15 protein-coding genes and 2 tRNA genes are annotated in these 11,808 nt (G+C 32.4%); 15 read left to right on the top strand and 2 right to left on the bottom strand.

Annotation, left to right across the window (positions count from 1 at the left end; all coding sequences use genetic code 11):
- The first annotated feature begins 390 nt into the window (after nt 1-390).
- The 9 genes from GVV10_RS04120 (at nt 391) to GVV10_RS04080 (ending at nt 6,489) form a co-directional block, all read left to right on the top strand.
- Entirely contained in the window at nt 391-855 is a 465-nt protein-coding gene (locus GVV10_RS04120; protein ID WP_159519874.1) for a cysteine peptidase family C39 domain-containing protein, read from the top strand.
- Between the two features lie 314 nt (nt 856-1,169).
- Entirely contained in the window at nt 1,170-1,490 is a 321-nt protein-coding gene (locus tag GVV10_RS04115) for a hypothetical protein (RefSeq protein WP_159519872.1), read from the top strand.
- A gap of 676 nt (nt 1,491-2,166) precedes the next feature.
- Nucleotides 2,167-2,373, top strand: a complete 207-nt coding sequence (locus GVV10_RS04110) for a hypothetical protein (protein ID WP_159519870.1) — start codon at nt 2,167-2,169, stop codon at nt 2,371-2,373.
- Nucleotides 2,374-2,471: 98 nt separating this feature from the next.
- The gene (locus tag GVV10_RS09570; RefSeq protein WP_328705625.1) at nt 2,472-2,762 is read left to right on the top strand and encodes a hypothetical protein; all 291 of its coding nucleotides are present in this window, start codon (nt 2,472-2,474) and stop codon (nt 2,760-2,762) included.
- 413 nt (nt 2,763-3,175) lie between these two features.
- Nucleotides 3,176-3,391 carry an argininosuccinate lyase gene (locus GVV10_RS04100; protein WP_159519868.1) on the top strand — a complete coding sequence of 72 codons (216 nt, stop codon included), beginning with the start codon at nt 3,176-3,178 and terminating at the stop codon, nt 3,389-3,391.
- 772 nt (nt 3,392-4,163) lie between these two features.
- Nucleotides 4,164-4,583, top strand: coding sequence for a LytR/AlgR family response regulator transcription factor (locus GVV10_RS04095; RefSeq protein WP_159519866.1), 420 nt, complete (start codon nt 4,164-4,166; stop codon nt 4,581-4,583).
- Between the two features lie 24 nt (nt 4,584-4,607).
- Nucleotides 4,608-5,144, top strand: a complete 537-nt coding sequence (locus GVV10_RS04090; RefSeq protein ID WP_201289985.1) for a hypothetical protein — start codon at nt 4,608-4,610, stop codon at nt 5,142-5,144.
- Nucleotides 5,141-5,593: a hypothetical protein gene (locus GVV10_RS04085; RefSeq protein ID WP_159519862.1), complete on the top strand. Its 453-nt coding sequence runs from the start codon at nt 5,141-5,143 to the stop codon at nt 5,591-5,593. Before GVV10_RS04090 ends, GVV10_RS04085 begins: the two co-directional genes overlap by 4 nt.
- A 77-nt stretch (nt 5,594-5,670) precedes the next feature.
- Nucleotides 5,671-6,489: a nuclease-related domain-containing protein gene (locus tag GVV10_RS04080; RefSeq protein WP_159519860.1), complete on the top strand. Its 819-nt coding sequence runs from the start codon at nt 5,671-5,673 to the stop codon at nt 6,487-6,489.
- A gap of 12 nt (nt 6,490-6,501) precedes the next feature.
- Here the strand turns inward: GVV10_RS04080 and GVV10_RS04075 are convergent, their stop codons facing one another.
- Both GVV10_RS04075 and GVV10_RS04070 read right to left on the bottom strand, forming a co-directional pair.
- A complete protein-coding gene (locus GVV10_RS04075) occupies nt 6,502-6,963 on the bottom strand; it encodes a GyrI-like domain-containing protein (protein ID WP_159519858.1) in 462 nt (153 codons plus the stop codon).
- Between the two features lie 6 nt (nt 6,964-6,969).
- Nucleotides 6,970-7,383 carry a helix-turn-helix transcriptional regulator gene (locus GVV10_RS04070; RefSeq protein ID WP_159519855.1) on the bottom strand — a complete coding sequence of 138 codons (414 nt, stop codon included), beginning with the start codon at nt 7,381-7,383 and terminating at the stop codon, nt 6,970-6,972.
- Nucleotides 7,384-7,673: 290 nt separating this feature from the next.
- On the opposite strand from GVV10_RS04070, the gene GVV10_RS04065 reads away from it, so the two are divergent.
- The 6 genes from GVV10_RS04065 (at nt 7,674) to GVV10_RS04040 (ending at nt 11,783) form a co-directional block, all read left to right on the top strand.
- Complete coding sequence (locus tag GVV10_RS04065; RefSeq protein ID WP_159519853.1) at nt 7,674-7,988, top strand: hypothetical protein; 315 nt, start codon at nt 7,674-7,676, stop codon at nt 7,986-7,988.
- A gap of 53 nt (nt 7,989-8,041) precedes the next feature.
- On the top strand, nt 8,042-8,671 hold the full coding sequence (locus GVV10_RS04060) for a hypothetical protein (RefSeq protein WP_159519851.1): 630 nt from the start codon (nt 8,042-8,044) through the stop codon (nt 8,669-8,671).
- Between the two features lie 159 nt (nt 8,672-8,830).
- A tRNA-Ile gene (locus GVV10_RS04055) sits at nt 8,831-8,907 on the top strand.
- A 28-nt stretch (nt 8,908-8,935) separates the two neighbouring features.
- Nucleotides 8,936-9,011, top strand: a tRNA-Ala gene (locus GVV10_RS04050).
- A gap of 95 nt (nt 9,012-9,106) precedes the next feature.
- Nucleotides 9,107-10,024: a metallophosphoesterase family protein gene (locus GVV10_RS04045; RefSeq protein ID WP_159519849.1), complete on the top strand. Its 918-nt coding sequence runs from the start codon at nt 9,107-9,109 to the stop codon at nt 10,022-10,024.
- 79 nt (nt 10,025-10,103) lie between these two features.
- Nucleotides 10,104-11,783, top strand: coding sequence for a Na/Pi cotransporter family protein (locus tag GVV10_RS04040; protein WP_159519847.1), 1,680 nt, complete (start codon nt 10,104-10,106; stop codon nt 11,781-11,783).
- The last annotated feature ends 25 nt before the right edge of the window (nt 11,784-11,808 follow it).

Raw genomic sequence — 11,808 nt, 5'->3', positions numbered from 1 at the left:
AAGTGTTCTTTAATAAACTAATAAAAGCTTCGAAAAGAAAGTAGATTTGGAATCGTATACTAAAATCATCTTAAACATCTGAATTTTATTCACGTTCAATCTATGAATAGTTATTTTTTATAATGGGGTATCATTATTGACCTAGGATACTTGGAAGAAGTTTGAGCGTTATATGTATAAATAGTTATCATAGAGATACTCTTTTAAACGGTATAGCTAAAATACTATAAAATAATAGTGTTTTTCGTTGTAATCCTCATTCGATTTATATAATTCAAAACTGAAAATGTTTGACAGCCTAAGTAATCTATGCTAATTTTAAAATAGTTCAAATCAAATGTGAATATGTAATTGTAGTTTAATTCCGGGGGGAGGTTAAATGCGATTTTTATGTTATCAAAAATAAGACTAAACAAGTATCCAAATGTTAAAGAGCACGATTCATCTGATTGTGCTGCAGCAGTAATTTCTACGATACTTTTAAAATACAAAAAAGAAATATCACTCATGAAGGTTAGGGAAACTATTGAATCCCATGCTTATGGCACCAGTCTAAAGGGTATGGTTGAAGTCCTTGAAAAGCTTAAGTTCATCGTTAAGGCGATTAGGACTTCTACAAAATATTTAACTGGCGAGATTACATTACCAGCAATTGCTCAAGTTAAGACAAAATCGGGTCTTAACCATTTTATTGTGCTTAATAAAATCACTAAGAAGAATGAGTTTATAATATCTGATCCAGCAAATGAAGTCAGTAAAGTAACATACGAAGATTTTGATTCGTGGTTTACTGGCTTTTTTATTGTACTCATTCCAACGAGCGAATTTGTGGAGTCAACTTTAAGAGATAAATGAATGTTTGAAACATTTTAAGTTTTTGATACTTCCACAACAGAAACTTCTATTTACAACACTATTGATTTCATTATTATTAAGTCTTTTAGGGTTTTAGCTAGTTTGTTTTCTAAAGTATTAATGGATGAAATTATCCCATTTCAGTTAAGGAAGAGTCTACGAAAAAGAAAGATACTTGGACTGGATGCAGAATATGCTTAACTATAAAGATAAAAACCTAAAGAAGGTGGTGTTTGGAATTAGGAAACAAACACAATTTGGTTTAGTTTATCTTGTAGACATATAATATCGATATATATGAGGAGGTTAATATTATGGAATTAGTAATGCCAATAAATTATGAAGTATTAGAACAAGAACAAATGATGTACCTTGATGGTGGTCTTTATATAAATGATTCAACTGTTCAAGGAATTGCATTTGCTATTGGAGCAATGGGGTACATGTCAATTGCATCGATTGCAAGGATAATCAAAATTAAATCAACAATATTTTCATTGAAATTAGCTGCTTTTAGTAAGACTCTAGCAATTTTTGGTGCAGCATATGTTGCTGCAAACATTGGTAATATAGCTCCGGCGTTTGCGAGTGCACTAGTGAGAAGAAAAGGATTGGATATTGGAATTGACTGGTGATACGCACTACCTGTGCTTGGAATTTCAGCTTGTTAAAAGTATACGACAAAGTCACCTTGGTAGCGATACTAGCTGACTACTTTATATTAAAGAAAGGAAAAATTATGAAAAAAAATGAACAAGGTAAAATATATTCATATCATAAAGATTCAAGTAATATCAGTCTTCATGTATTATATTATGTTTTAGTTATAGTGATTCGATCTTTTTATCAAGTAAAATCTACGAATAAACTATCATTTATTTTGTTTGTTCTATGTTTTATAACTTTACTATTAAGTAGTAGTCATAATAGTCCAAGAATACTTCCAACTCGTAAAAGTGGTAAGATGCTCTACACTCTAAGACTTGTTTTTAAGTGTTTAAGTTATTTTATTATCTTGAATATTGACAGTGTTTTCTATCTACTTGTTTATTTATCTATGGTAACCATATTTGAAATGGCGATTAGGAAAAACTTCGTTCATAATAAAAACAAACTATATTACTCTTTTGATGATAACGATATAGAGCATTTCATCAAGACAAAAAACAGTCATAAGTGCTAAATATGATCGTTTGGTTAACGGTGGTGTGTAAGAAAGCCCTTAATGGTTGTGCTAACTGTTGTATGAAGATTAATGAATAATAATGCTACAACATAACTGTTTAAAACATAGATTAAAGGACACTTTTATTGATAAATACAGGAACAATTCCACATGAGTCTAAAGAAGGCAATGCGCTTCTGTATAGGGTTAAAATAAACTCGAATTCTTATGTATACAAAAGTAAAGATGAGTCAATGGAAATTATTTCATCGATGCCGGTTGAAGCAAGAATAGTCTACGAAAAAGAAACATATTTAGATTGGATGCTTAATATGCTTAGCTTGAAGAATTAAAACATAAAGGAGGTGGTGTTTGAAATTAGGAAGCAATCGTATTTTAGTTTGCTTTATAGACACATAATATTACGTATGTAAAAAAGGAGGTTAATATTATGGATTTAGTAATACCGATGAATTATGAAATGATAGATCAAGAAGAAATGATGTACTTAGATGGAGGTGCAATTAGTAGACGTGATAAAGCTTGGATAATTGAACTTGCTGCTGGGGCGGTAGCAATTGGGGTTGGAGCTTGGGGTGTTGCTGTTAAAATAATGGGCTATTCATTAAAAACTATAGTTAGAAAAGCAGGAGCAGCTGCAGTTGTTACTACGTTAATTTTTGCAATTGGGATAACAAGTATAGCAGAATGGAAAATAGCAAATTTTGCCACGAGAAATTAGATTATGGATGATAAAAAAAGAATAATACTTATTGTGAATGGAGTGCTCTTTATTATCTCAATTTTTCTAATAATACTTTCGCTTATTTTTACATATTTAGACAGGGATAGTAAATACATTTTTGGTACGTTGGGTTCACTATTACTTATAATATTACTGATTATCCCAAGTTATTTTAAAAAAAAGTCTAGATGAACCGAATCCCTTATCTTGGATCAAGATGAGGAGGTCCGGTTTTTTATGGCTAAATTGATCGGAAGTAGAAAAAAGAATCATATTTAGATTGGATGCTTAATATGCTTAGCTTGAAAAATTAAAACATAAAGGTGGTGGTGTTTGAAATTAGGAAGCAATCATATTTTAGTTTGTCTTATAGACACATAATATTACATATATAGAAGGAGGTTAATATTATGGATTTAGTAATGCCGATGAATTATGAAATGATAGATCAAGAAGAAATGATGTACTTAGCTGGATCAGTGGTTAGTTTTGGTGTAGTCGCAGTTAATTATGCAGCTGGAGCTTTTTTGACTGCGGGATCAAGTGCAGCATGGTATATGACTACAAGAGGATACTTTAATCTTAATAGACAGTGGCAATGGGCAAACCCTAGATCGGTTTCCTAGTATGATTATATTTGTACTTCTTAATTTGTTAATTTGGGCTTATAATTATTATAATTTGCTAAAGAGAAAAAAATCAATGAGTTACTTAGATATATCAAGTCAATTAGCAATAATTGGAGGGTTTTCCACAGTTAGTGAAGAAAGCTTCAAATTTTTACTTGGAACTGTGTTATTATACGCAATCATGCTGTACCCATACCAAACTTTAAAATTTGGAAAATTTAGGATCTATAAATTCAATAATAATTAGAGAAAACGTATAATGACAGATCGCTACCTCTGCACGTTATTTTTTCAGCTAACAGAGAAATAATAGATATAATATATGCACAACATTGCGAGTTTCTTTTTTTATAGAGGGTTAATTTTTCAAAAGTATGAATACTAACGGACAAATGCGCTTTAAATATAATACAAATAAAAAAACTACTGTTTAGTAGATTACAAATTAACAAAAAAGCGAATCAATATTATCGTCTTCAAATTAAAATCATTGTATAATACAGTGATTTTTTTATGCTGGGTATGGCAACTATTTGTATGTTGAAAATCCATTGTAGGGCGTAATTGTTAAACGTGTATACATCGTATATTACGAGATGGAAGAAGTAGTTAGTCAGATGCTCTAAGAAAGTGGATGTCTTAATATGGTTTCGTAAAATCATTTTTTTGTATCTTATGAAACAATGGGTGCAAGTTATCATAAAAATTGGCTATTAAATGGTTAAAGATGTAATCTTAAGATAAAGGCATTGATAGATTGGAGGAAGCTATGCGTGTACAGTTAGCAAAAGATATTGATGAAAATGAGATAAAGGAAAGCCTAGACAAGATCGAAATTGTTGAAGATGGAGAATATATGCTTATTAGAAAAGCTCCAAGGCTTCCTGTTTATAATGATGATGGTGATTATTTTATTGATGTTTTTTCAATTGATTATGTAGAAGCATATGGTAATGAAATTTCAGTGTATTCACAGTCGAAAAAATACCGAACAAATTACAAGCTTTATGAAATTATAGAATTAAGTACTCACTTCTTGAGAATTAATAAATCTGTCGTCATTAATCAAACTAAGATTAAAGAAATTAAACCAAGTATGAATATGAAGTTTAAAGTCTTGGTGGGCGATCAATGGCTTGATGTTAATCGCCATTATTACTATAAATTTAAGGATACAATTGGTATTTAGAAAGGGATCATCATGAAATACTTAATGACAATAATTATATCAATAGCTGTTGGGTACATTCTATACAAGGTTTACACAAGTCTGTTTCAAATCAAAGTAAGACGGGCTTTAGCCGGTGAGAAAATTTATCCGATGGCTGATCTTGAAGATTTAGTCGTAGTTTATATTAGTTTCACGTTAATAATACTCTTGTTCATTGCAGTAAACGATGCAAAACGATTCTTTCGCAACGATGTAGGGTCATGTTTATGGAAAGAGGTCGAAGTTGAAGGGATTTCTGATCATTATTCGATGTGTACTAATCGGTATGGTAATGTCATCTTTAAGAATCAGGAAGAAGTTCTAGATGTGATTTTAAATGATCACCAAGCATTAATTTTAAACATCCAACAATCATCTTTGCCAATAAGTTCTAATGAGGTAGACAATCTTTATTACCTCTTAACAAAAGATCACGAAACTGATGAGAAAAGAGAACTTTATCTGCTCCTAACTATTTACAGAAATTACTATATTCAATTTAAGGATGTTCAAGCGAGTGAGGAGGTTATCATCCGATGAAAAAGAACAAAAATATCATTTTGCTATCGTTTCAACAAGTTTTATTCGTTACATTACTAATTTGTGCGTACCATATTTATTTTTCTGTTCCGTTTGATGCATTGGACAATGGTTGGAGCTACTCACGATATTTTTTAAATGTTAATGTATATGAAAAGGGATTGATTGTGATGATGTTTGCTTTATGGATTAGCGCAATTTTTCTAAAGAATAGCACCAGACAAAAAAATGGTAGATTTAAAATAATGATTCTACTGTACGGTATAAAGTTGGTGGCTCTACTGGCATCGGTTAATCTTTTAATCGGAATGTTTCAACTGTTTGAGAATACATCTAGCATAATCGATATCGGATTACTGATGATTCCAATTATAATTGTTCTTTGTGTCTTTAATATTATCTTATTGGTTAAAGAGTTAGTCGATAGAAGTATGGACTATAGCGTTTAACTTTAAAAGTTGGAGCAATCAATTCTTATTTGCTATAATTGTAGGTACAAATATGAAGAGGGGATGAAGTATTAGATATGAATGTTATTTTTGGTGTGTTGATTTTAGTACTATTTGTTTACTACGGAGCAAAGGGAGTCTTATTTCTTGTAAGAAATAGACGTCGGGTTGGATTGGAAATTGAACGGTGGTTTTATGATCTAGGACATTCATTTGATCGGGGTTTTTTTGATAGGCTGAGACGAACATTTTTCGAAAATCTGAGGTCGTTCATCGATGAGCGAGAAAGGAAAAATAATCGCAGAGTATCGCCAAGAACTCATCGAACGAGCACTTATAAACGAAGGAAGCCTGATAAGGGTGAACATGGCGAGTCAATGACCCATTGGGACTTACAATCAGTCAATGGATACTCTAAAACCTTGAGAAACCTTTATATACCAACTGAGAACGGAACTACAGAAATTGATCTTGTGTATATGAATGAGTATGATGTATTTGTTATTGAGAATAAAAATTATAGTGGTTGGATATTTGGAAGTGAAAATAATAAATATTGGACTCAATCGTTTGGTAAGAAAAAATATCGTTTCTACAACCCGATTTGGCAAAATGCTGGTCATGTTCAGCATTTGCAGAAAATATTACCGATGAATGAATTAAAACCGGTGGTAGTGTTTAATGAAGGATGTGTATTAAAGAAAGTTGATGCTGGTGATAATGTTGTCTTGCATGATCATGAATTAAAAAACTATATTATTAATGCATCTTACTATAAAAAATATACAGTAAATCAAGTGCAAGAGATTTATGAAAAATTATCAATGTTTTCAAATCAATCAAACACTATAAAGAATAAGCATATTAATCAAATCAAACAATATCAAAAAAAGTAGGTCTAAAGAGATCTACTTTTTCTTTACTGGCAAATATATTTCACAGCGTTGAGTGGTGTCATTTTTATCGACCATTGGATAAAATTCATAGTCGTAACTTGAATCGTCGAGTTGATAGTCAGAGGTACTAAACCATTCATTGAATATATAGTTCCATGTGTTTTGTATATTGGTGGAGAAAGTATCACCATTTTTATTTGGGACCATAAACACTGCAAATGTGGCCGCAGGAATCGATGCGATGACGTAGCCCTGTATAGGATCAAGGGGAGCTTTAATACCAATCATATAATCGAAAGTTTGGTTCTCTTGATTTAAAGGGAGACAGACACCGTACTCACTGTGATCTTCTATAAAAGGTTCTTCATGTATTCGCATTGATTTCCCACTTTCAAAGTAATCTTGCCATAGTAAGGGGATATCAGTATTATTGCTGTCATCAATGTTTGTTGTTGTAATCTTATAGCCAAACAAGTGTATTTAATCTTGTTCAATAATTCTTGGTTTCATAATAATGCCTCCTAAAGCATAGCGATCTAAATGATTGAGATCGATTAGTTCTGGTTTACTTTTGCTTGCATGCAATCGATAGGATTCAGGTGAACAATGATAGATTTTTTTAAAACTTTTTGAAAAACCAGAGTGGGTTTCGAACCCTAAACTTAACGCAATATCTATAATTTTCATCTCAGTACTTAAGTAGAAACAAGCATATTCCATCTTTCGTTTATTGACATAGTTCATGAGTGAAATTCCTAAAGCCCATGAAAAAATACGACTAAAATGATAAGGAGAATACCCATATTTTTCAGCAAGCATTTCTAATGTCAGATGTTTATCGAGGTTTTTATCTATATATATTAATGTTTGTTCAAGCAATTCTTTATTTTTCATGCTTATCATCCTAACTGATCAGTGAGAGTATCATACCATAGGAAATCCAAGGTAACTGTTCCAAACCGGTTAAAAATAAAAATATTTTTAAGAGAAAATGGAGCAAAATGTTTTGGATCCAATGAAAAAAGAGCGATAATAAGGCTTAGGTAGTGCGTTTGAGCGAATTGTTTTGCTTGTAGAGTTTTTTTGAGGTTTTGAAAACATTTTGCTCTAAAAAAGTCGCTTGCAAACTTTTTTTATAAGTGCTAAATTGAATTCACAAGGCCTTGTTAGAAAGTTGAGTGCATATGGATTATCATCGAATTTGGAAGTTGTATAGAAATCCTTTGTTAATCGAAATGATTGATGAAAATAATTCTCATGAACCCTTTGAGGTATTAGAGTCGGGTTGGATTTCTGAAATAACTCATGTTTATCATGATGCTTTATACCACGTTTACTCACTTGAATGTGAAAAAGATTGTCGATGCAAGAATCAATTAATGATACAAAAATATGAAATGATCGATTTTAAATTGAAGCAAACTAATCTTTGTAATGACGATGAGCATATAATTCCAGACTTAATTGAAAGATATTTTAATTGTTTTGTGCAATCATAAATGGATTGAGGGGATGTTCAATCTTACGAATACATTTAAACTAAGGAGAAAATATGAAAAATAAATATAATATGTTTGTTGATAAACATTACAAAAAATTGGTTATAGGACTGATTATTGGGGTATTGATGGGATTAATCATGCATGTATTGATTATTTCTAACCATTTACAAACTAACAGAGAACTTAGCAGTTTGCTTAAAGACCGAAGAGAAACTATTGCGGTCATGGAGCCAAAAATCAAAAGTCTAGAATCAGAAAATAAAACACTTAAAGAAACAAACTTAGAGTTATCGAAAGAAGAAATACAAAAAGAAATAGAATCAAAGATTACTAAGTTAAAAGACGAAGAATCTGAATTGTCTTTGAATAAGAAAAGCTTGAGTGATGACATTAAGTCATTAGAAAATGACAAGAAAAGATTAGAAGGAGATATTATTAAGTCAAAAGGGGCCCCTAAACACTATCCAGCAGGAAAATTAACGGTTGGGAAAGATATTGATCCTGGTCGTTATAAAATCTATAATGGGAGCAGCAATTACATTGTCAGAGATAGTTTTGGGGGATTACAAGTTAATATAATACTTGGCGGAAGACTCGGCGTTGATGAGTACATAAATACCTTTGTTGAAGGTGATGAAATTGAAGCCCGATCAAGTTTTTCACTTTTACCGATTCAGTAGTATATTCAGATACAAGAGGCATTAAAATGCCTCTTGTATTCTTGTAAAACAGCCTAATTAGAGTGGTTTATGGAGAGTTTAAAAAAAGATTAAAGTTTTTCTTGAAATCTGTTGACATAGCTAATTCTTAATGGTATATTATTAAGGCAGTCAAGGAATGGGCCTGTAGCTCAGTTGGTTAGAGCGCACCCCTGATAAGGGTGAGGTCGCTGGTTCGAATCCATTCAGGCCCACCATTCTAAGTTTACTGCATCACATATAAATGGGGTTTTAGCTCAGCTGGGAGAGCGCCTGCCTTGCACGCAGGAGGTCATCGGTTCGATCCCGATAAGCTCCACCATTTATAAATTAACACCTACTTCTCTTGAAGTAGGTTTTTTTATATGTTTCCATAATGTGATATTATATAACTAAAAAAGAATGGTGGTTATGATAATGAGATTTGCTTTGATGAGTGATATTCACTCTAATGTCATTGCTTTAAATCTTGTACTAGACGAAATTAGTCGTGTTCATGTTGATGCTTTTGTTTTTCTAGGTGATTATATATCAGATGGAAACAATGATTCAAAGGTTTTGGATATCGTATCAAAATTAGGTGATTACATCATTGCTGGAAATCGAGAAAAAATTGCTGAGATGACATTTAATGAAGAAATATCTATTAATCAATTGCCTTTAAAATGGACGCGAGAATCACTTCAAGAAGATGAGCTTCAGTTTATTAAAACGTTGAGCACATCTCTACGATTGAAGGTGCATGATCAAGAAATTTTGTTGCTGCATGGCGATGGTGTGTTGGAAGATAAACCATTTAGAAAGTCCTTTGATTGGTTAATTGACAACGAAGTATTTGACATTTGTATTATGGGTCACATTCATGAGGCCTTTGATTGTTCGTATAGAGGTAAGCGGTTTATAAATCCTGGTTCGGTAGGGCTGCCTGCAGATGGTCCTGGCTATAGCTATGCAATCTTGGATATTAATGAAGAAAATGTTTCGGTAAAATATTACAGCATTGATTCATTTGATACTTATAATGGCTTGCGTATTGAATATCAGAACTCAAACTATTTTGATAAACATCCGGTATGGGGAACACTGGTTTTGGATGCAATACGTACCGGGAAAGCGACGAATGTGATGTTCTTTGAACTTCTTAATGAACTAAGGAAAAAAGATGAAGGGATGAGCTATAACCAACTGTGGAATACAGCGTTCTTGGCGTATCGAAAAATTGTAAATTCTAGTTTTGATTTACTCTCTAATGCTCAAATAATTTGCTATGAGCAACGCTTTGAGGAGGAGATGATGATCGAAACGTCGCCGTGCTTGAATGGAAAAAACAAATGATTCATACTAAACAATATTTGTTGATGTTTTATCAAGTTATTTTATGTTATTATTATGTTGGTCTTATGGAGGAGAAACTATGATTGTTCAATTAACTCAGAACCCATCAATACAAGATTTGGGGTTGAATGTAATCTTGGGTGGTTTCGGTTTATTTATCTTGGGAATTACGTTTTTAGGGGATGGGCTTAAAGAAGCGGCAGGACCTAAAATTCGTGATTATATTGAAAAGTATACAAGTAATATTTTTATGGCAATTTTAGTTGGTGCTGGAATTACTGCAATCATGCAGTCAAGTTCTGCGGCGACTGTTATTTCTATATCTCTTGTTAGAGCGGGTCTAATGACGCTTAATCAAGCAATTGGTATATCTGTTGGTGCTAACGTTGGTACCACAGTTACAGCTCTAATGATTGGGTTAGAAATTGATGAGTTTGGGTACTATTTCGTATTTATTGGTGCGCTAATTTATGTTTTTTCTAAACGATCTAAAAATAAAAATATTGGGTTTGTGATCTTTGGTTTTGGTATTACGTTTGTTGGATTAGAACTAATGAGTCAAAAACTAAGTTTATTACAAGATTATGCATTTTTTGAAAGTTTTATGATGACCATGTCGGCTCATCCTTGGCTTGCACTCTTAGGAGGGACGGTCTCGACGGCGATTATTAACTCGTCATCAGCTGTCATTGCAATTGTTCAGAAGATCTACGCTTCTGGAGGAATGGATGTTGTGGCTGCGATTGCATTTGTCTTGGGATCAAACATCGGAACGACGGTTACGGCGTTGATGGCTTCAATGGGTGGATCAATCGTTACAAAGCGTGCGGGGTTATTTCATACGCTATTTAATATTACTGGAGCAACGATTGTTATGTTGGTTCTCCAACCATATTCTAATTTTGTTGTTATGTTAAACGGTTATTTAAAAGGGAGTCCTACTTTTTTAATCGCATTAAGTCATTTCTTATTTAACTTTACTTTTGCGATACTGGTCATTCCATTTATTCCGAAGTTTATTAAATTATTAGAAATCTTAATACCTGGTGAAGATCGAATGAGAAATCGTGAAAAGATTGAACCTCTCGATGAGAATTTAATTACAACATTTCCTGAAGGAGCGTTGCAGCTTGCAAAAAGTACAACGATGCATATGGCAAGTTTAGTTTTAGAATCACTTGAAACAACGCAGTCATATTTGCATAATGGATCAAATGAAGACTACGAAGTCGTCTTGCAACTAGAGGAAATGGTTAATGCGATTGATACTGATTTAACTGATTATCTGTTAAAAATTGCGAAACAAGGAAATCAGTCAGGACATATTGCTGAATCGTATACTAAAAACTTAGAAATCATTAAAAATTATGAACGGATGAGTGATTTATCAACCAATCTCGTTGAGTTTTATCATATGGTTTATGAAAATAGAGAAGAGTTTTCAGCTGATGCAATGAGAGACTTAGATACAATGTATCAATTACTCTTAGATATGTTAAACCGGTCATTTGAAATATTCAAACATGAAGATTTATCGGGATTTGAGTCCTTAATTCGAGATGAAGAGTATCTTGATCTGATTGAAGATAAATACAGAGAAAAACACTTCCAACGTATGGCAGAAGGAATCTGTGATACCAAGGTAGCAAGCAGTATTTATATTGATATTTTAGGAATATTGGAACGGATTGGAGATCATGGTGTCAACGTAGCTCGTTATGTTTCATCCGCCATTAAATTACACGACGAAGATTTATAACACTCAAATTAATTGAGTGTTTTTT

Source organism: Erysipelothrix urinaevulpis, assembly GCF_009828835.1.
Taxonomy (GTDB): Bacteria; Bacillota_I; Bacilli_A; order Erysipelotrichales; family Erysipelotrichaceae; genus Erysipelothrix; species Erysipelothrix urinaevulpis.
This window is presented reverse-complemented; position numbering and strand designations above follow the sequence as displayed.